22 protein-coding genes are annotated in these 19,248 nt (G+C 70.9%); 13 read left to right on the top strand and 9 right to left on the bottom strand.

Annotated features, from left to right (window positions below):
- Nucleotides 1-14 precede the first annotated feature (14 nt).
- The 3 genes from AW270_RS12270 (at nt 15) to AW270_RS12260 (ending at nt 1,463) form a co-directional block, all read left to right on the top strand.
- Complete coding sequence (locus AW270_RS12270) at nt 15-479, top strand: D-glycero-alpha-D-manno-heptose-1,7-bisphosphate 7-phosphatase (RefSeq protein ID WP_063819183.1); 465 nt, start codon at nt 15-17, stop codon at nt 477-479.
- 69 nt (nt 480-548) lie between these two features.
- Nucleotides 549-965 carry a CBS domain-containing protein gene (locus AW270_RS12265; protein WP_061294017.1) on the top strand — a complete coding sequence of 139 codons (417 nt, stop codon included), beginning with the start codon at nt 549-551 and terminating at the stop codon, nt 963-965.
- A gap of 63 nt (nt 966-1,028) precedes the next feature.
- Nucleotides 1,029-1,463 (top strand): DUF6789 family protein, encoded by a 435-nt coding sequence (locus AW270_RS12260; RefSeq protein ID WP_061294015.1) that lies wholly within the window; start codon nt 1,029-1,031, stop codon nt 1,461-1,463.
- On the opposite strand, the gene AW270_RS12255 is transcribed toward AW270_RS12260, so the two are convergent.
- The 4 genes from AW270_RS12255 to AW270_RS12240 form a co-directional block, all read right to left on the bottom strand.
- Nucleotides 1,426-1,869 (bottom strand): STAS domain-containing protein, encoded by a 444-nt coding sequence (locus AW270_RS12255; RefSeq protein WP_082801497.1) that lies wholly within the window; start codon nt 1,867-1,869, stop codon nt 1,426-1,428. The two genes, AW270_RS12260 and AW270_RS12255, sit on opposite strands and share 38 nt — an antisense overlap.
- Before the next feature lie 120 nt (nt 1,870-1,989).
- Nucleotides 1,990-2,955: a glycosyltransferase family 2 protein gene (locus AW270_RS12250; protein ID WP_245674679.1), complete on the bottom strand. Its 966-nt coding sequence runs from the start codon at nt 2,953-2,955 to the stop codon at nt 1,990-1,992.
- A gap of 8 nt (nt 2,956-2,963) precedes the next feature.
- Complete coding sequence (locus AW270_RS12245) at nt 2,964-3,512, bottom strand: cysteine hydrolase family protein (protein ID WP_061294009.1); 549 nt, start codon at nt 3,510-3,512, stop codon at nt 2,964-2,966.
- A 3-nt stretch (nt 3,513-3,515) separates the two neighbouring features.
- Nucleotides 3,516-3,959, bottom strand: a complete 444-nt coding sequence (locus tag AW270_RS12240) for a DUF4383 domain-containing protein (protein WP_061294007.1) — start codon at nt 3,957-3,959, stop codon at nt 3,516-3,518.
- Nucleotides 3,960-4,161: 202 nt separating this feature from the next.
- Here AW270_RS12240 and AW270_RS12235 point away from each other — a divergent pair, with 202 nt between their 5' ends.
- The 5 genes from AW270_RS12235 (at nt 4,162) to AW270_RS39840 (ending at nt 6,967) form a co-directional block, all read left to right on the top strand.
- Nucleotides 4,162-4,911: a hypothetical protein gene (locus tag AW270_RS12235; protein ID WP_061294005.1), complete on the top strand. Its 750-nt coding sequence runs from the start codon at nt 4,162-4,164 to the stop codon at nt 4,909-4,911.
- A 59-nt stretch (nt 4,912-4,970) separates the two neighbouring features.
- The gene (locus AW270_RS12230) at nt 4,971-5,414 is read left to right on the top strand and encodes a DUF4383 domain-containing protein (protein WP_061294002.1); all 444 of its coding nucleotides are present in this window, start codon (nt 4,971-4,973) and stop codon (nt 5,412-5,414) included.
- Nucleotides 5,411-5,584, top strand: a complete 174-nt coding sequence (locus tag AW270_RS38650; RefSeq protein ID WP_157521879.1) for a hypothetical protein — start codon at nt 5,411-5,413, stop codon at nt 5,582-5,584. The genes AW270_RS12230 and AW270_RS38650 overlap by 4 nt, the downstream gene beginning before the upstream one ends.
- Before the next feature lie 88 nt (nt 5,585-5,672).
- Complete coding sequence (locus tag AW270_RS12225) at nt 5,673-6,353, top strand: YqjF family protein (protein ID WP_061294001.1); 681 nt, start codon at nt 5,673-5,675, stop codon at nt 6,351-6,353.
- Nucleotides 6,354-6,403: 50 nt separating this feature from the next.
- The gene (locus AW270_RS39840) at nt 6,404-6,967 is read left to right on the top strand and encodes a hypothetical protein (RefSeq protein ID WP_174549864.1); all 564 of its coding nucleotides are present in this window, start codon (nt 6,404-6,406) and stop codon (nt 6,965-6,967) included.
- Here the strand turns inward: AW270_RS39840 and AW270_RS12215 are convergent.
- Nucleotides 6,955-7,929 carry a helix-turn-helix transcriptional regulator gene (locus AW270_RS12215; RefSeq protein WP_061293999.1) on the bottom strand — a complete coding sequence of 325 codons (975 nt, stop codon included), beginning with the start codon at nt 7,927-7,929 and terminating at the stop codon, nt 6,955-6,957. The genes AW270_RS39840 and AW270_RS12215 overlap by 13 nt on opposite strands.
- An 89-nt stretch (nt 7,930-8,018) precedes the next feature.
- Here AW270_RS12215 and AW270_RS12210 point away from each other — a divergent pair, with 89 nt between their 5' ends.
- On the top strand, nt 8,019-8,639 hold the full coding sequence (locus AW270_RS12210; RefSeq protein WP_061293997.1) for a TIGR03086 family metal-binding protein: 621 nt from the start codon (nt 8,019-8,021) through the stop codon (nt 8,637-8,639).
- Nucleotides 8,640-8,685: 46 nt separating this feature from the next.
- Here the strand turns inward: AW270_RS12210 and AW270_RS40540 are convergent, their stop codons facing one another.
- On the bottom strand, nt 8,686-9,189 hold the full coding sequence (locus AW270_RS40540; protein ID WP_061293995.1) for a calcium-binding protein: 504 nt from the start codon (nt 9,187-9,189) through the stop codon (nt 8,686-8,688).
- Between the two features lie 145 nt (nt 9,190-9,334).
- On the opposite strand from AW270_RS40540, the gene AW270_RS12200 reads away from it, so the two are divergent.
- The 4 genes from AW270_RS12200 (at nt 9,335) to AW270_RS12185 (ending at nt 13,882) form a co-directional block, all read left to right on the top strand.
- Nucleotides 9,335-10,099 carry a DeoR/GlpR family DNA-binding transcription regulator gene (locus AW270_RS12200; RefSeq protein WP_063819193.1) on the top strand — a complete coding sequence of 255 codons (765 nt, stop codon included), beginning with the start codon at nt 9,335-9,337 and terminating at the stop codon, nt 10,097-10,099.
- 52 nt (nt 10,100-10,151) lie between these two features.
- Complete coding sequence (locus AW270_RS12195) at nt 10,152-10,481, top strand: hypothetical protein (RefSeq protein WP_157521877.1); 330 nt, start codon at nt 10,152-10,154, stop codon at nt 10,479-10,481.
- Nucleotides 10,465-11,799: a hypothetical protein gene (locus AW270_RS12190; RefSeq protein ID WP_061293989.1), complete on the top strand. Its 1,335-nt coding sequence runs from the start codon at nt 10,465-10,467 to the stop codon at nt 11,797-11,799. The genes AW270_RS12195 and AW270_RS12190 overlap by 17 nt, the downstream gene beginning before the upstream one ends.
- A 148-nt stretch (nt 11,800-11,947) precedes the next feature.
- Nucleotides 11,948-13,882 (top strand): CocE/NonD family hydrolase, encoded by a 1,935-nt coding sequence (locus tag AW270_RS12185; protein WP_082801495.1) that lies wholly within the window; start codon nt 11,948-11,950, stop codon nt 13,880-13,882.
- Between the two features lie 63 nt (nt 13,883-13,945).
- Here the strand turns inward: AW270_RS12185 and AW270_RS12180 are convergent, their stop codons facing one another.
- From AW270_RS12180 to AW270_RS12170, 3 genes are all read right to left on the bottom strand, one after another.
- Nucleotides 13,946-14,578, bottom strand: coding sequence for a M15 family metallopeptidase (locus AW270_RS12180; protein WP_061293987.1), 633 nt, complete (start codon nt 14,576-14,578; stop codon nt 13,946-13,948).
- 70 nt (nt 14,579-14,648) lie between these two features.
- Entirely contained in the window at nt 14,649-16,112 is a 1,464-nt protein-coding gene (locus AW270_RS12175; protein WP_061293985.1) for an FG-GAP repeat domain-containing protein, read from the bottom strand.
- Nucleotides 16,113-16,212: 100 nt separating this feature from the next.
- The gene (locus AW270_RS12170; RefSeq protein ID WP_245674686.1) at nt 16,213-19,185 is read right to left on the bottom strand and encodes an AfsR/SARP family transcriptional regulator; all 2,973 of its coding nucleotides are present in this window, start codon (nt 19,183-19,185) and stop codon (nt 16,213-16,215) included.
- Between the last annotated feature and the right edge of the window lie 63 nt (nt 19,186-19,248).

Genomic DNA, 19,248 nt, shown 5'->3' with positions numbered 1-19,248 from the left:
GGTAGCGCGAGACCATGCGCGCGATTCTCTTCGACCGGGACGGGACCCTGATCGACGACCTCCCCTACAACAACGACGCCAAACATGTCCGTCCGAGGCCCGGCGCCCGGATCGTCCTCGATCGTCTGCGGGCGGCGGGCATCCCGATCGGAGTGATCACCAACCAGTCGGGGGTCGCCCGGGGCCTCATCACTCTCCGTGAACTTTCTGAGGTCAACGCGAGGGTCGAGGAACTCCTCGGCCCGTTCGACGTGTGGGAGATCTGCGTGCACGGACCCGCCGACGGATGCGCGTGCCGCAAACCGGCCCCCGGCATGGTCCTGTCGGCGGCGGCCCGCCTGGGGGTGCGGCCCGCCGACTGCGTGGTGATCGGCGACGCCGAGAGGGACGTCGCCGCCGCGCGGGCGGCCGGAGCGCGGGGCGTCCTCATGACCTCCGATTTGGAGTCCGCCGTCCGCATGGCGAACTTTTTGCGGTGACTGCGGGGGTGCGTCATCGAATGCGGGGCAGGCGGACCGATATCAGGAAGGAGCCAGGAAGGAGAACGTATGACCACCGCACGCGAGATCATGAGTCCGAACGCGGAGTGCGTGAACTCCGACCAGACCATCGCCGACGCCGCCGAGAAGATGCGCAGCCTCGACGTCGGCTCCCTGCCGATCTGCGGGGAGGACAACCGGCTCAAGGGGATGATCACCGACCGCGACATCGTGGTGAAGGTGATCGCGCAGGGCAAGGACCCCAAGTCGTGCCTCGCCCGTGAGCTGGGGGGCGGGGAGGTCGTCACCATCGGCGCCGACGACGACGCCCGCGAGGTCCTGCGCACGATGGGCTCCCACAAGGTCCGCCGCCTGCCCGTGATCGACGGCCACACCCTGGTGGGCATGGTCGCGCTGGCCGACGTCGCCAAGGCCCTGCCGGAGACCTCGGTCGGCGACCTCATGGGTGCGCTGACCACCGACTGACGCGCCATCCGGGCCCGGCCGCACCCGGCCGGGCCACCCTGAAGCGAACAGGAAGGCCCCCCGATGAGGAAACTGAGCGCGGGCGCCGTCGGCGGCCTGCTGGCCACCGGCGCGATGAGCGTGGTCATGCTGGCCGGGCGCGGGATGGGACTGATGGACGAGCAGCCGCCCAAGCGCGTCGTCCGGGCCCTGCTGCCCGGGTCGCGCCACCGGCCCAAACAGGGGGAGAGGCCGCTCGCCCTGCTGGCGCACTTCGGCTTCGGGGCGGTCGCGGGCAGCGCCTTCGCCCTGGCGACCCGGCGGGCGTCCCCGTCCGCGGGCGCGGCCTACGGCCTGGCGATGTGGCTGGCCTCCTACCAGGGCTGGGTGCCCGCTCTGGGGGCCCTGCCCCCGGTGTCACGGGACCAGCCGGGCCGCCAGTTCGTCATGGCGGCCGGTCACGTCGTCTACGGCGTGACGCTCAGTTCCACCCTGAACCGCCTCGGCCCGCGTCCGTAGTGCCCGCGTCCGTAGTCAGAGCGTCCGCGACCTCGTCGAAGAGGGGGATCGGGCGCGAGCGGGCGGCCGGGCCGCATTCCTGTACGAGCGCGGAGATCCGGCGGAGTATCCGGTTGGGCCTGGCGATGACGACCCCGCCTCCATGGCTCACCGCCACGTCGTTGATCTCCGACAGCGCGCGGAACCCGCAGACGTCGCAGAAGTGCAGATTTCCGGCGTCCACGACGATGTGGCGGACGCCGGTGGGCGGCAACGGAAGCAGGATCGCCTCCAGCAGCGGGGCGGTGTGGAGATCGAGTTCGCCGTCGATCTCGGCGACGACGGTGTCCGTGACCACGGTGGCGATGCGCACCGCGAGATGTCTGGGCACGACCGTCTCGGCCAGGTCGGGAATAGTGGGACACATTTTCGAGGCCTCACTCCATTGATGCCGGCACCACCTGCCGAATCAGGTGCCTTGTGCGAGGAGATGCGGCGTCCAGGACCGGTAATGCCAGCTGGTATGACCAGCGAACCGCAGATCCACCTACAGGTCACAGCCCTTTTTCGGGCCGGCCCTGTGCCCCTGCCCGTCGTCGCGTCGCGCTAACCGCGTCTTGCGGCAAACAGAAATCCGGCAGCGCCACTCGCCGCCGCCAAGGCCTCCGGCCGGCGTTTCCCGGTGATGACGGCTCTGGTCCAGCGATCTGCGGGCGGCCTCGACGCTCGGGGGCAGGGTGCGGCGGCGGGCTAGCGCCCGGGGCAGGCGCGTGGCCGCCTCGCCCAGGCTCCGCCACCCGACCGGTCCGGCGCGCACGGCCGCCAGCGCGACGTCCGCCACCACCGGCCACGGGCGCCGCAGCACCGCCGTGAGCAGGGCGTTGCGGGCGGCCAGGACCTGCCGCCCGCGGGGATCGCGCAGGGGGGAGGGGTGGTGGTGGGCGACGACGTCCTCGACGTAGGCCAGGCCCCGGCCCGCCGCCGCCAGGTCGAGGGCGAGGCGCTCCTCCTCGCCGTAGAAGAAGATCACGTCGTCGAAGCCCCCGGCGGCGAGGAAGGCGCTCCCGCGCACGACCGCGCCGCAGGCGGGAAAGCCCAGGACGCTCGGCCCGGGAAGATCGGGTTCGACCCCGAGCGGAGAGCCGGCCATCGCCGCGCAGACCGGGTCGACGACCTCCTCCGGTCCGACCAGCAGACGCGCGGCGAGCACGGCCAGCCGCGGGTGTGCCTCCATGACCTCGGCCGCGCGCCGCAGGGCGCCCGGAGCCCACCAGGAGTCGTCGTCGGCGAAGGCGACGTAGGGCGTGGCGGCGAGCCGGACGCCGATGTTGCGGGCCCGCGCGCCCAGGTTCCGGCCCGGCTCGACGAGCCGGACGTGCGGGAAACGGGCGCGGATCGTGGCGGCGCTGCCGTCGGTGGAGCCGTTGTCCACCACGATCACCGGCGGTTCGTGACGGGGCAGCGAGCGCACCAGCTCGTCGTGCCGGTCACGGGTGATCACCACCACGGTCACCGGAGGCCTCACAGGCACTCGGCCGCCGGGAGGAGCGTGGCCCGCATGTTGCGCTCCATCATGCGCAGCGCCGCCTCCCCGAGGTCCTCGTGGATGGCGGCCACGCCGTCGACCGCCACCCGTACGGAGAACTCCCGGACGTAGGCGTCGAGCGCGCTGTAGAGCACGCACTGCTCGGTGACCTGCCCGGCCAGCACGACCGTGTCGATGCCCCGCGTGTGCAGGGCGTACTCCAGGGGCGTGCCGTAGAAGACGCTGTGCCGCACCTTGGGCACGAAGTCGCCCCCCTCCGGCGGCACGAACGGCTCCACCAGGTCGGGGCGCTTGCCCGCCAGCGCGCGGCGCACCAGGTCGTCCCGGGTGGCGCTGAAGTCGCCCTGGATGTCGTTGACGAAGATCAGATCGACGTCGTCCCGCCGCCCGGCGTCCTCGATCAGCCCGGTCAGCGGCGCCACGATGTGCTCGACCCTGGCGGTCAGCGCTTCGGCGTCGTCGTGGTCGTACGGGTTGAGCATGTCCATCACGATGACCGCGACAGCGGCACGGGAAGAGCGCATGCCTCAGGCGGTCCGGCGGTCGGACCGGGACAGCAGGACCCCCAGCGCGATCATGACGACGCCCAGGACGAGGTGGAGCCAGTTGTCGGCCGTGTTGAGCGGGACGAAGTTGGCGCCGCTCTCGTAGTTCACGAACAGGCCGTACACGAGCAGGACCAGGTAGATCACCCCGCCCCAGATGAGGAACGCGCGGGCGGCGGGTGAGGTGCGCGAGGCCGCCAGGCCCCACACGCCGAACAGCAGGTGGACGATGTTGTGCAGGATCGACACCTGGAAGACGCCGAGCAGCAGCGCCCCCGAATGGTGGCCCGCGAAGGTCATCGAGCCGTAGTTCGTGGTGATGCCGGGGATGAACCCCAGCACGCCCACCAGCAGGAACACCACACCCAAGATCAGCGCGGCCTGGCGGAGCGGGGACCCGGTCCGAGTAGGCATGTGAGTGGTCATGAGTTCTCCTGTGACGACAGGAAGTTCTCGACAGCGCTGTTTTTGTGCTGTTTTCCGGACGCTACCCGGCATTTCGGGCGGCAACCCACCCGGTTATCCCGGGATCCACCGGGCATGCACCCTGAACCAGCCCAATAGAGCGCTGCGGACGCCGTTCCTGTCTGTCTGACACCCACATGCTCCCTGCCATGAAGGAGCTCGCATGCTCGCGTTCTATGACCAGGATGAGTCGGAGTTCTACGGGCTCTGCGTGGCCGACCTGCTGCGGAGCAGGCCCGGGATGCGCCGCGTCCACGAGTTCGGGGCGGGCTCCGGCCACGCCATGATCGACGTCATCCGGCGGGTCGGCTTCCGGGGCATGATGCACGGATTCGAGCTCGACGAGCGATCCGCCACGTCGGCCCGCGAGCTCATCGCCCGAAGTGGCCTGGCCGGTCGCTACCAGGTGTGCCACGGTGACTTCTTCGCCGATCTGGATCCCGGCGACGACCGGGAATGCGTCGTGGCCAACCCCCCGTATCTCCCTCTTCTCGACGATCGGCCGGGTTTCCCGCACCTGTCCGGCGGGCACTCGGGCTCGACCATCAGCAAGCGCATCCTGTCGGCGGGGTTCGGCACCGTGCTCCTGATGATCTCCTCCTACGCCGACCCGTGTTCCGTGCTGGAGCACGCCCGGGACCGCGGCTACGTCCTGACCGGCTGGATGGTGCTGCCGCTGAAGATGGGGGAGTTCACCCGGCGGCCGGCCGTGCTCCGCAGGATCAACGCCATGGCGCTGGCCGGCACGGCGTTCGTGGCCGGGGACAAATATCTGCTGGCCGGAGGCGTGTGGGACCGGGCCGCGGAGGGCTCCCACGACCAGTCGGCCCTGCTGTCCCATGTGATGTCGAGTTTCGGGACCGACGAGGCCGATGGAGTGCCCGGTGTGATTGCGGCGCCCGAAGCCGGGTAGCGGCGGGGGACCAGCACAACAGTCGCGCTGCGAGCACTTCCTGTCGTACAGGAGCTCTCATGAACATCCCGGCATCCGATCGGACCCGTTCACCCTTACGCCGCGCCACGCTGACCGTCGGTGTGGTCTTCCTGCTCGTCGGCGTGCTGGGGTTCATCCCCGGCATCACGACCAACTACGACACGATGGAGTTCGCCGGTCACCATTCGGACGCCCTGCTGCTCGGCGTGTTCCAGGTGTCGATCCTGCACAACATCGTCCACCTGCTCTTCGGCGTCGCCGGGATCGCGGCGGCCCGGACCGCGTCCGCCTCCCGCGGGTTCCTCATCGGCGGCGGCGTGGTCTACCTCGTCCTGTTCGTGTACGGCCTGCTCGTCGACCACGAGGCCGACGCCAACCTGGTGCCCCTCAACACGGCGGACAACTGGCTGCACCTCGCCCTCGGCCTCGGCATGATCGCGCTCGGCGTGATCCTGTCCCGTCCCGGCCGAGACCGCGCATGACCGTCCCCGGCCACCGGCCCCCGGTCCGCGCCGATCTGGCCCGCCACGAGGGCGCCGAGGAGCTCCATCTCCGCGCCACCGCGTCCGGCCGCCCGATCGACGCGGTGACGATCAACGCGGGCAAGGCCCGCATGTCGCGCAGGATGTCGGAGCCGGGCGGCGGCGACTGAGCACGGTTCGGCGGCCCTCTCCGGGGCCGCCGACGCTCGCCCTCACCAGGTTGTCGTTTGCCCATGTCGTCGCGGGTAGGACCGGGACATGGTCCTTCGGCCGCTGATGTACCAGACCTGGTCGCACATCACCTTCGTGCACTGGCGCTACCCGGTCGCCCAGATCCAGGCGCTGCTCCCGCCGGGGCTCACCGCCGAGCGGCACGACGGGTCGGCCTGGGTCGGCCTCACGCCCTTCCTGATGGAGGACGTGCGACCGCCGATCGGCCCGGCGCTGCCCTGGCTGTCCCGCTTTCCCGAGACCAACGTGCGGACCTACGTCCACGACGAGCAGGGGCGCAGCGGCCTGTGGTTCCTGTCCCTGGACGCCGCCCGCCTGCCCGCCGTGGCGGCCGCACGGGCAGGCTTCCGGCTGCCCTACTACTGGTCCGCCATGTCGGTGCAGGTCGACGGTGACGAGATCACCTACCGCTGCCGCCGGCACGGCCGCGCGGGGAACAGGGGCGACGCCGACGTCGCGGTGGGCGAGCCCGTGGTCCCCGACGACCTGACCGACTTCCTGACCGAGCGCTACCGGCTGTTCACCGTGGTCGCCGGACGCCTGGCCACCGCCGAGGTCGAACACCCGAGGTGGCCGCTGCGCCAGGCGCGGGTGACCGGCCTGGCGCAGGATCTGGTCCAGGCCGGGGGACTGCCCGCGCCCGGCGAGCCGATCGCCCACACCTCGGCCGGCGTCCGGGTGCGCGTCGGCATGTGGCACTGGTGCTGATCTCTCAGCCGGCTTGCTAGCCTGACCCGTCCGGGAATAGGGGAGGTGTGATGCGCGCAGCGAGCGCCGGCGTGCCGGCCCTGGTGACGCTGCTCGTGACCACGATGGCCTGCACCCCGGAACGTCCCGTGGAGCGTCCGGCTGTCACGCCTTCGGCGCGGATCACCGAGAGCGTCCCGGGGGAGCAGTTGGCGCTCGCCGACGGCCGCCGGGTCGCGATGCGGTACGAGAAGGGTCGTGGCCTCGTCGAACAGCACTACAGCCCGCGGACCGGTCAGTGGTCGCACCCGCGCCTGATCTACGGCACCAGGACCGACCCCTGCCAGAGCATCGAACTCCAGGCCGGGAGCGGCACGGTCACCGCGATCGCCAACTTCGGCCGCTACTGCTCGGACGGCGAACCCCCCACCGAGTCCGTCGCCGCGGTGGCCACAGGGGATCTCGACCGGTGGGACCACCACCTCACCAGGAAGTTCGACGGCTGGGCGCGGGCCACCGTCACCGACGACGGGCGGAAGGTCACCTTCGTCCGCAACGCCACCCATGTCCGGGTGAGACTCGTCTGGACGGCGGGCGACGGCTTCTCCGACGCCGTGTTCACCTACTCCGAGTAAGACCCTCCGAGGGCCTCGGTGTAGCGGCGGGCGATGGTGCGGACGTGCGCGACCAGCTCGGGCGGGCCGTCCACGCGGAAGTCCATCATCAGCATGCTGAGGTAGATGGCGATGGTCTCCAGGGCGTCGGCGCCGGTGACCAGGACGCTGGTGCGGGAGTCGACCGCCTCGACGTAGCCGACGGCGGGGTTGATGCGGGCGATCACGGTCTCCGCCGGGGCCAGGACGGTGACGCGCGCCTGGACCTTCCACCCCGTCTGGGCCACCTCGCGCAGCACGAACGCGACCAGGTCGTCGTCGGGCAGCGAACGCGCGGCGAAGCGGCGGGACGCCGACCGGACCTCGGACAGCGCGGCCACGGGCAGCGCCCGCCAGGTGTGGGTGGACAGGTCGTAGGCGACCAGGAACCACCTGCGGCGCCAGCTGATCAGGCGGTAGGGCTCCACCTCGGTCTCGTCGCCGTCGTGGGCGGTCAGCAGGGTCGCGCGGTCGCGGATCGCGCCCGCGACGACGGTGAGGGTGGCGGCGGGCACGGGGGCGTCGGGCTCGCGGGAGCCGATCGTGGCGGGGCCGACCGCGGTGGCCGACCGCAGCGCGGACACCTTGCGCTGCAGGTGCTTCGGGAGGATCTGCTGGAGCTTGGCGAGCGCCTTGGTGAGGCTGACGTGGATGTCGGCGATTCCGGTGGAGCCGTCCTCGGCCAGGCCGACGGCCACCGCGACGGCCACCGCCTCGTCGTCGTCGAGCAGCAGCGGGGGCATCGTCGCGCCCTGCCCGAGCCGGTATCCGCCCACCGCGCCGCGCGTGGCGTGCACGGGATAGCCGAGTTCGCGCAGGCGCTGGATGTCGTGGCGCAGCGTGCGGTCGGTGATGCCGAGGCGTTCGGCCAGCTCGCGGCCGGTGTGGGCGCGGTCCTGGAGCAGCGACAGCAGGCGCAGCACGCGGGTCGTCGTCGGAGCCATCTCACTCCCGGGATCATTAGGAACGAAAGTAGCCTAATGGACCCATAGTCTGAGATCACAAGCGAGGACGCGATCGAAAGGCAACCTTCATGTACATCACCGACAGCGCCACGGTCACCTCCCTGCAGCCGGTCTGGCGTGGGGTGCTGGCCACCTCCTACCGGGCGCTGGAGAACAGCGTCGCCGGCGTCCGCGACGACCAGTGGGACGCCGCCACCCCGTGCGCCGACTGGACGGTCACCCAGGTGATCCAGCACGCCGCGGGCGACCAGCTCGCCTACGCCATGATGCTCGGCATCGGAGCCGGCCCGGCCTACGACCCCTTCTCGCCGTCGGGGGCCGTCGAGGGCACCGCCGCGGAACTGGTGAAGGAGGCCGTCGAGCAGACCGCCGCGGCGTGGGCCACGGTGTCCGACGACACCGCGGCCGTGCCGACGCCGTTACCGCACGGCGAGCTGCCCACCCCGGTCGCGGCGGTGATGTGCGCGCTCGACGCCGCCGTGCACGCGTGGGACGTCGCGATCGCCACCGGTCAGCCCTCCCCGCTCGACGACGAGCTCGCCGGTCACCTGCTCACCGCCGCGCGGGGCGTCGTCGAGCCGCTGCGCCAGTGGGGCGCCTACGCCCCCGTGGTCGAGGCGTCCGGCGAGCCGTCGGCCACCCCGGTCGCCGACGAGCTCCTCCGCCACCTGGGCCGCGTCCCCCGCTGACCCGGCGATCAGGGCCGGGCGTCCGTCCGGGCGCCCGGCCCGCCGCTCAGATCTCGCAGTTCTGCTCGGTCTCGCCCGTGCAGTTGTCGGTGTCGGCGCCGCCGTCGGTCGTGTCGTTGCCGCCACGGCCGTGCAGGAAGTCGTCGCCGGTGCCGCCGACGAGGATGTCGCGCCCGCTGCCGCCCCAGAGGGTGTCGCGGCCGGCCGAGCCGAAGATCTCGGTGAACCGGCCGACGGTGTCGTTGTTGACGATGTCGTCGCCCTGGCGCATGTTCACCATGATCGTGCTGGCGTTCTTGCAGCTGACGCCGCCGGAGATCGGCTGGCAGTCGGTGTCGGCGGAGGTGACGCCCGCGCCGGTCACCGTGATGGCGCCGCCGGCGCCCTCGGCCAGGGTGATCAGGTCGGATCCGGTCGTGCCGGTGACGGTCAGGCCGCCGAGGCTCACCGTCACAGGGATCGGCGATGCCGCCTGGGCGGGAGCGGACAGGGACGCCAGGCCGGCTAAGCCGGCGACGGCGAGGGTGAGGGCGGCGATGTGACGACGCATGGGAATCAGTCCTTCAAATCGGTGGTCCCGGCCCCCGTCGGGCCGATGACCCAAGGAAAGCGCCTCGCGCCGCTCCGGTCTGTGCCGAAGTGCGCGTCCCGTATCGGCACAACTACCTTTGGTGTACGCGGGTAGCATGATCGCCATGCTGAGCGAGAAGCGCAGAAACGACCTGCTCGCCCACGTGCGCACTCGCCGGACCGTCTCCGTCGAGGACCTGGCCGAGTTACTCGACGTCAGCGTCTCCACCGTCCGGCGCGACCTCGACGCCCTCGACGGCCACGGCCTGCTCCGCCGCGTCCACGGCGGCGCGATGGCCCTCGACGGCGGCCCCGACGAACCGCCGATCGCCGAACGTTCGATCGCCAACCCCGGCGAGAAGCGGCGGATCGCCGCCGAGGCGGCCAAGCTCGTCTCCCCGGGCGGCGTGATCCTCCTGACCGGCGGGTCGACCACCGCGCAGATGGTTCCCCACCTGGTCACCGTCCCCGGCCTGACGGTGGTGACCAACTCCGTCGCCATCGCGTACGCCATCGGCACCGCCTCCGCCACCACCCAGGTGCTCGTGCTGGGCGGGCTGATGCGCAACGCCGAGCTGTCGCTGCTGGGCCACCTCACCACGCAGGCGCTCACCGACCTCCGCATCGACGCCGGCTTCTTCAGCGCCTACGGCGTCGATCCCGCGTACGGGATGCTGGGAGCCCACCTGGCCGAGGCGGAGACCGACCGCAGCATGATCGCGGCCGCGACGCGGCTCGTGGTGCTGGCCGACCACACCAAGTTCACCCGGCGCAGCGCCGTGCGGATAGCGCCGCTCTCGGGCATCGACACGCTGGTGACCGACACGCGCACCCCGCCCGGCGCGGTGACCGCGCTGCGGACCGCCGGGGTCACCGTCGTCACGGCCTAGTTGTTCACACCTGAGGTTGTCCCCGTCCTGCGCGCTGTGCTCCTCTTGATTCATGACCTCTGTGCTGATCGCCGTCGACATCAGTGAAGAAGATCTGGAAACCCTCGAGTCGGCGAGCCTCCGGCCGACCGTCGTGTCGAGCAGGGCGCTGGACGGCAACACGATCGTGCAGGCTTTCGTCACCGTTTCACTCGCCTCGATTCCGGTGTTGCGCCACTGGATGACCACCCGCGTCGAGAAACACAAGTCGACCGTGGTGACTTTCGACGGGAAGAAGTTCGTGGGCCACTCGGCGGACGAGGTGGTCAAGATCATCAAAGCTCTGGAGAACAGGGTGCTCCAAGAAGGAGAGGGGAGAGCGGACAGTGATCACACTGGATGACTATCTGGTCACCACGCGCGGCTATCGCGGATTCCCCCTGGACGAAAGCAGGTTCGCGCCACTGCACGCGACCTACCGGAAACTCTTCGACTATTTCTGCGCGGAGATCCCGAAGATGATCCAGAAGGAGATCTCCGCCCCCCAGTTCAAGATTGTCTACACGGTCAGGGCGAGAACGGAGATCGTGACGCTGCCCGACCGCGACTACATCGTGTACGACCAGTACAACGGCCAGATCATCGGAAAGCTGAACAGGCTCCTCCTTGAGGAGAGGGGCCTGGAGCGACTCGACGCCTACCTCTTCAAGCTGGTGGCCATCCGGATCTTCGATCAGGGGGACACGGAGGGCGCGCTGGCATCAGCGATGCTGCACGCGGTCAGCAGTGCCCGTCTCCCGCCTGTCCGGCAGCAGGCGCCGACGCTGGACACCTACGCGCGGTGGATGCAGACGCTCATGAACGAGGCCTTCGCCATCGCACACGAGATGTGTCACTACTTATGGCGGGGGCCGCCGCTCATCCGCGCGGCGATGCGGGACTTCTGTGTGCCGCCGGCTGTCATCGGCGCCCGCCTGCGGGACCTCGACCAGCAAGACGTGGATGTGGCCGCTCTCGTCGAGGAGGGTTACAACAGGGATTATCGGGCCGCCGCCGAGCGGGCGGTCGCGGGCGCCACATGGTCGAGCGACGAAGAGAAAGAGAGGTTTCTTCGCGGGTCGGGCCAGCGGCAGGAGCCGCGGGATTTCGTCCACGTGAGTCACGCCGAGCGGGTGGCCGAGTTCATCGAAGACCCTCATCTGCTGGAAGAATTCGTCTGCGATTCGCTTGCCGCCGAATTGGTCGACCGCTGGTCGGCGAAGGAGAGCGAACCGGCCGCCCTGCTGGACTCCTTCCCGATGTCCCTGGCAGCCCTTCATCATCTGCGGCTTCTCCGCACTCTCGACGCGCTCGCGTTCGGCCGGGAACTCGACGAGCGGCATCTCCTGCGCGAGACCAGAGAGAGTCAGGCGCGGATCTCTCTTCTCCGGTTGTTCGGCGGGGGCTCTCTCTTCCTTCGTCAGGTCAACGCGTCGGACCCCGGCGGGGAATATCCCCTCGATCGGATGGAAGGCGAGCGGCGGCGGCTGAACGGGCTCTTCACCAGCATGAACGAGACCTACGCCGAGAACATCAACGATCACGTCCTGTTCTTCTTCCTGCGCCATGCGCGATCTGCGATGTCGAGAATCAGGGACGAAGGACTGATCGACGGTGACGCCGTGGACGCCGCCGGCACCATCGCCGCTCTCTGCGGTTTCGTCACCGCCGACGGCGGTTGACGCCGCGGTTCGCCGGAAGGCGTCATGGACACCGAGTGCCATGTCACACATTTAGCACGAGGTGGTGTCAAAGCCGTAACCTGATCTTGTCTGTTATGGGAGTTTTCAAGGAGATTTGGGCTAATTCCCGAGTCTCTGGAGGCTCTTAGTGCCACCGTTGCGAGCCGCCCTCGTCGCCGTGGGCCTGGTGGTGGCCCTCGCCGCCCCGGTTCAGGCGAGTGCCGCCCCTGCCATTTCCGTCGCGAACGGGCGCACCCAGCCCGTCTTCTCGTACGCCGACGCGATCCGCGAGTCCGTTCTGGTCGAGTCGACCGTGGACAGTGACTCCGACGGCGTCCTCGACCGCGTGCGGGTCGACATCATCCGTCCCAAGGAGTCGGGCGCCGACCTCAAGGTCGCCTCGATCATCGACGAGAGCCCCTATTACGACAACTCCGGCCGAGGCAACGAGGCGGAGCGCAAGGTCTACGACGCCGACGGGAACATCGTGAAGTTCCCGCTCTGGTACGACAACTACTTCGTGCCGCGCGGCTACGCCTTCCTGGCCGTCGACATGATCGGCACCACGAAGTCGACCGGCTGCCCCGACGTCGGCGGCAAGGCCGACGTGCTGGGCGGCAAGGCCGTCATCGACTGGCTGAACGGCCGCGCCACCGCGACCAAGCTCGACGGCGTCACCCCCGCCGTGGCCGACTGGAGCACCGGCAAGGCCGGCATGATCGGCAAGTCCTACGACGGCACGCTGGCCAACGGCGTCGCGGCGACCGGCGTCGAGGGCCTGGAGACCATCGTCCCGATCTCGGCGATCAGCTCCTGGTACAAGTACCAGCGCATGAACGGCGTGATCTACAACTTCAACTACCAGTCCTACCTCGGCAACGCCGTCGACACGGACCCGGACGCGAAGTGCGCCGCGGTGCGGGCGTACGCCGACGCGAACGACGGCGACGACACCGGCAACCACAACGACTACTGGGCCGAGCGTGACTACATCGCCGGCACCCTCGGCGACGTCTCCAAGGTCAAGGCCTCGGTCTTCGTCGTGCACACCGTCAACGACCTGAACGTCAAGCCGGAAAACTTCTCCGTCTGGTGGGACGGCCTGGCCAAGAACGGCGTGCCGCGCAAGATCTGGGTCGGCCAGACCCAGCACGTCGACCCGTTCGACTTCGAGGGCCAGCGCGACCGCTGGGTCGACAATCTGCACGCCTGGTTCGACTACTGGCTCGTCGGCGTCAGCAACGACGTCATGAAGCAGCCGCGCGCCGACGTGCAGACCGGCCGGACCGACTGGATCAAGCTGCGCGACTGGCCCGAGCCCGCCGCCCAGAACCACCTGTTCCGCCCGGCCGCCGACGGCACCCTGGGTCTCGTCCAGGCCCAGAACGGCGAGACCGCGACCTTCACCGACGTCCGCCAGTCGGAGAACGCGATGGTCGCCAACATCACCACCCCGGCCGCCGGCCGCGTCGCCTTCACCACCAGCGAGCTGTCCAAGGACATCCGGATGTCCGGCACGCCCGAGATCAGCCTCCAGGTGAAGCTCGACAAGCCGACCTCCAACCTCACCGCGCTCCTCGTGGACTTCGGCACCGACGAGCGGATCGCCTGGCGCAGCAACCAGGGCATCCGCAACCTGACCACGCAGAGCTGCTACGGCGAGTCGACCGCCGCCGACGACGGCTGCTACTTCGACGTCGCGACCAACATGGCGACCGCCGCCCTGGAGATCGTCGGCCGCGGCTGGATCGACGTGCAGAACCGTGAGTCGATCAGCGCCTCGAACCCGCTGCCCGTCGGCTCGTACGGCGAGGTCAAGTGGCTGACCCTGCCGCAGGACTACACCTTCAAGGCCGGGCACCGCATCGGCCTGGTCATCGCCGGCACCGACTCGACCTACAGCGGCGAGCCCGCCACCGGCGCCAAGGTGACCGTGGACCTGCAGCGCAGCCGCGTCCGCATCCCGCTGGTCCTCGCCCCCGGCGAGACCGTCACCGAGAACGACGTCCGCGCCCGCCGCGCGGCTCCGTGGGTCGCCCCCGCCGAGCCCGAGTGGCCCGCTCCGGACTACCGCTTCTGGTAAACGCCTGAAGCTCCACCCATGATCTGGCCCGGCGGGAAACATCCCGCCGGGCCTGCCATGTTCCTACACGGAGACCGGGCCGTAACGGGCCGCCCGCGCACCCGTGACGTGGGCCCAGTAGCGGTCGCCGTAGGACCAGTGCCACCACTCGGTCGGATAGTTGACCAGGCCGGCCTGGGTCAGCGCGTCGCACAGGAGGCGGCGGCGCCCGGCGGCCTCGGGGGAGATCGTCGTGGCGGCCGTGTGGCAGTCCTCGGTGTCGGTGTCGTTCACCTCCGTGCCGAGTGAGAGTTCGGTTCCGTCGGGCCCGAGCAGGGTCAGGTCGACGGCGGCGCCCGCCACGTGCGGGGCGACCTCGGGCGGGGAGATGTACCGGCCGGCCCGCTGGTGGTACCAGGCCTCGTCCCGGCCCGGATGGTCGAGGCGGAGCCGGTCGACGTGGGCGTCGAAGTAGGTTTTCTGGAGCCTGATCGGGCGCAGCCCCTCGACGACGAGGAACCGCAGCCCGGGGGGCAGCAGCGTCTGGGCGATGACGAGCCGGTCGACGACGCCGCTGCGGAGCCGCGCGTGGAACGGGTTCCCGGCGGCCTCGCGTGGATCGACCCGCAACGCCGGGACGTTCGCGAGGTCGAGCACCGGGTCGCCGTCCTCCTCGACCGGTATGCGGCCGATGACGGGATCGGAGAGCAGGATCATGTGCGCTCCCTTTCTGGATGTGCCGGAAGGCCGCCCGGGAGGATTCCCGGACGGCCCGCGAGGTGAGGTCTCAGTTGACGGGGATGTGGCCGTTCACGCCCCAGCTCGGGAGCTGGACCTGCTGGCCGGTGGTCGAGTAGGTCGCGTACCAGGCCCCGGTGGAGGGCCGCCACAGCACCCGGTCGGTCTCGCCGTCGCCGTTGAAGTCACCGGAGACCGGGATGTCGCCGTTCTGACCCCACGGAGTGGTCTCGTTCTTGACGCCGTTGCCGCTGAATTCCACGAACCACTTGCCGGTGGACGGCTCCCAGAGGGCGCGGTCGGACTTGCCGTCGCCGTCGTAGTCGCCGGGGACCGGGATGTGGCCGTTCACGCCCCAGCTCGGGAGCTGGACCTGCTGGCCGGTGGTGCTGTACGTGATGTACCAGGCGCCGGTCGAGGGCCTCCAGAGCGCGCGGTCGGCCTTGCCGTCGCCGTTGTAGTCACCCGGGACGGGGATGTCACCCGACTGGCCCCACGGGGTGGTCTCGTTCTTGACGCCGTTGCCGCTGAATTCCACGAACCACTTGCCGGTGGACGGCTCCCAGAGGGCGCGGTCGGACTTGCCGTCGCCGTCGTAGTCGCCGGGGACCGGGATGTGGCCGTTGACGCCCCAGCTCGGGAGCTGCACCTGCTGGCCGGTGGTGGAGTAGGTGACGTACCAGGCGCCGGTCGAGGGGCGGAACAGCATGCGGTCGGCCTGGAGGTCGCCGTTGTAGTCACCGGGCACGGGGATGTCACCCGACTGACCCCAGGGGGTGGTCTCGTTCTTGACGCCGTTGCCGCTGAATTCCACGAACCACTTGCCGGTGGACGGCTCCCAGAGGGCGCGGTCGGACTTGCCGTCGCCGTCGTAGTCGCCCTGGCGGAAGCGCGGGGCCGGCGGTGACGAGTCGTCGACGATGTTCTTGTAGCGGATCGGGCGGTAGTTCTGCATGCTCGACCACGACTCGTCGCCGCGCTGGCCGTGGGAGTTGGCCGCCGGGCCCTTGGCCCAGTCCATCTGCCAGCCGTTCCCGTCGGGGTCGCCGGTCCCGTTCAGCGAGTAGGTCCAGGCGCCCTGGGTGTGGTCGCCGCTGTTCTTCCAGCGGGCGAACAGCTCGATGTGGCCGTCCTTGAGGATGGCGTCGCCGGGTTCGAGGTCGTGCAGGCTGCCCAGGAAGATCTTGCCCGACCAGCTCTCGAAGTCGCTCGTGCTGTGGCCGCCCTTGCCGGCGTTCGCGGTGATGTGCCAGGCCATGGAGACCAGGCCGGAGCAGTCCGGGCCGTAGCGGTTGTCGCCCTCCACGTCGGTGTAGAGCGTGCTCGACGCGCGGGTCAGGTTGTACTTCACGCCGCTGTCGACCCAGTTCTGGGCGCGGGCGAGCACTTCGGAGCGGGTGATCTGGCCGCCGGGCGAGGAGTCGGCGTGGGCCGGGGCACCGGTCAGGACCGTGGCGAGGCCGAGCGAGGTGGCGATCATCAGACCGGCGGAGACGAGGCGGGGGATGCGCATTTTCTGAGCCCTTTCGGTGCGGTGTTTTCGTTGCACCCAAAGGTTCGGACGAGGCGCTGAAATCGCGGTGAAAGCCGGCGGAGGCCCTCTTTCAGCGCCCTCAGGACTCCGTCAGCTCGCCGAACTCGCGCGAGCCGTGGTCGCGGAAGACCTGGACGGCGCGGGCCCGGATCTCGGCCGCCGTCTCCGTCTCCCCCCGCGCCTCGTGCAGCAGCGCCAGGTCGCGTTCGGTGCGGGCCATCCACAGCGGCGCCTCCATGTCCTGCCAGACCTCCTTGGCGGCGGTCAGGCAGACGTCGGCGTCGCGGAGGTTGCCGTCGGCCAGGTGGAGTTCGCCGAGCGTGCGCAGGGTCACCCCCAGGCCCCAGCGGTCGCGCATCGCCCGGCAGGTCGACAGGGCTTGTTCCAGGGGGGCCAGCGCCTGGCGGCCGAGGCCCAGCCGCACTTCGGCCTTGGCCCGGCTGCGGACCGCATAGGCCTCCATCAGGGTGTCCCCGTGGTGGCGGAAGATGGCCAGCGCCTCCTCCGCCGGTCCGACAGCGGCGGCGTAGTCGCCGGTCGCGCGGTGGAACAGGCTCATCGTGCGGAGCGTGACGGCCTCGCCCCGGCGGCTGCCGACGCCGCGGTAGTCCGACAGCGACTCCTCCAGCGCGGCCCACGCGTCGTCGTAGTCGCCGCGCTCCAGCTGGATCGAACCGGCCAGGCGGCGGGCGTGGGCGTGCCCGACCCCGTCGCCGAAGTCGGCGAACAGGCCGGCGGCCCGGTCGAGGAAGTAGAGCCCGTCGGCCAGCCGGCCCGCCTCGCGCGACGTCGCGCCCAGCGCCGACAGCACGAACGCCTGGCCCCGGCGGTCGCCGAGGTCGCGGAAGGCGCCCAGGGCCTCGCCGAGGACCCGGTTCGCCTCGGGGAAGCGGTCCTGCTGGTAGCGCAGGCCGCCGAGCTCGGCCAGCATGGCCGCCACGCCCTCGCGGTTGCCCGCGTCGCGGGCGGCGGTCAGGGCGGCGTGGACGATCCGCTCCTTCGACTCGAACCGGGTCACGCCGAGGAACGACATCCCCAGCCGGGCCGAGGCGAACCGGACCACCATGGCGTGCAGCCCCAGCGCGGCGGCCCGTTCCAGACCCACGACCAGGGCGGGCTGCTCGACGTCGAACCAGTCGTAGGGGGCCTTGAGTACCTGCTCGACCAGCTCGGGCGGCGCGGCCGGGAGCTCCGCCGAGGGCCGCGGCCGGCCGATCTCGTCGGAGGGCGTGTGGATCGCCACCTGGTCGACCAGGGCCAGCCAGCCGCCGAGCACCCGGCCGACGGCCGCGTCGAGGGTCTCGGCCGGTTCCTCCGCCTCGGCGCGTTCGCGGCCGTAGATCCGCACCAGGTCGTGGATGCGGTAGCGCAGCGTGCCGAAGTCGTCGACCCGGCCGAAGTCCACCACCTGCGCGTCGACCAGCCGTTCGACGATGTCCTCGGCGACCGGCCAGGCCACGTCGCACAGCCAGGCGACGATCCAGGCGGAGAACTCCGGGACGCCCAGGTAGCCGAGCCGCCGCAGGGCCCGGCCGGCCTCCTCGTCCAGCCCCCGGTAGCTCACCTCGAACCCGGCCCGCACCTCCAGGTCGGCGATGGCCAGTTCGTCCAGCCGCCGCCGCTCGTCGGCCAGCCGGTCGGCGAGCACCCGCAGCGGCCAGCGCTGCCGGGTGGCCAGGCGGGCCCCGGCGATCCGGATCGCGAGGGGTAATCGCCCGCACATCTCGGCGATCTCGCGGGCCACCGCCTCCTCGGCGGCCACCCGTCCGGCCCCGACGATCCGGCCCATCAGCTCCATCGCCTCGGCCGGATCGAGCACGTCGAGGTCGGTGCGGCGCACCCCCGCCAGGCCGCCGAGCCGATTGCGCGAGGTGATCAGCACGGCGGCGGTGCCGCCCGGCAGCAGCGGGCGGACCTGCCGCTCGGTCCCGGCGTCGTCGAGCACGACCAGCGTCCGCCGCCCGGCCAGCAGGCTGCGATAGAGGTCGGCCCGCTCCCCGGTGGACTCGGGCAGCGCGCCCGGTTCGACGCCGAGCGCCTTGAGGAACCGGCCGAGCACCTCGCCCGGATCGGCCGGGGCGGCGGACATCCCGCGCAGCTCTGCGTAGAGCTGCCCGTCGGGGAACGCCTTGGCGACCTGGTGGGCGACGTGGATCGCCAGCGCCGACTTGCCGCTCCCGGACCGGCCCGCGACCACCGCGGCGGCCCCGCCCGACGTCAGCGCCGCGCCCAGCGCCGCGCTCACCTCGGCCCGGCCGGTGAAGTCGGCCGGACCCGGCGGGAGCTGCGCCGGCACGGCCACCCGGACCTGCTCACCCGGGGCCGGTCCGAGCAGCGCGGCGTCGCCGCGCAGGATCGCGTGGTGGAGCGCGGTCAGCTCGGGCCCGGGGTCGACGCCGAGCTCCTCCGCGAGCGACTCCCGGCCCTCGCGGAAGACGGCGAGCGCGTCGGACTGGCGGCCGAGCCGGTAGAGGACGGTCATGTACTGGCCGCGCAGCCGTTCGTCGGCGGGATGGCGGCCGACCAGCGCGGCCAGCTCCGCCACCAGCTCGGCGTGGTGTCCGAGGGCCAGTTCGGCGTCGAGCCGGTCGGCGGTCGCCGACAGCCGCAGGTGCTCCAGCCGGGCCGCCTCCCCGGCCAGCGCCGAATCACCGAGCCCGGCCAGGGCGGGCCCCCGCCACAGCGCCAGCGCCGCGCCGAGCAGCTCGGAGGTCTCGCGGGGACCGGCGGCATCGCGCGCGTCCGCGAGCAACCCCTGGAACAGGTCGGTGTCGAGCGAGCCCGGCGGGATCCGGGCCAGATAGCCCGAGGCGTGGGTGACGATCATGTCCTTCCCCACGGCCTGCCGCAGCGTCTTCACGTACGTCTGGATCGCGGCTCTGGCCGTCTCCGGCGGATCGTCGGGCCAGAGGACGTCGATCAGCCGGGTCGTGGGCACGACGTGGCCGTGCTCCAGGAGCAGCGCGGCCAGCAGTGTCTGCGGTTTGATTCCGCCCAGCCGAACGGCGGCCTGTCCGGCCACCACCTCGACGGGCCCGAGCAACCGGAACATCACGGGGTTCAGGATGGCAACCCGCCGCATCCCGGCACAAGGGATCGCCTCGCCGCTCCGGGC

Origin of the sequence: Herbidospora cretacea (assembly GCF_001570605.1) — a bacterium.
GTDB lineage: Bacteria > Actinomycetota > Actinomycetes > Streptosporangiales > Streptosporangiaceae > Herbidospora > Herbidospora cretacea.
This window is presented reverse-complemented; position numbering and strand designations above follow the sequence as displayed.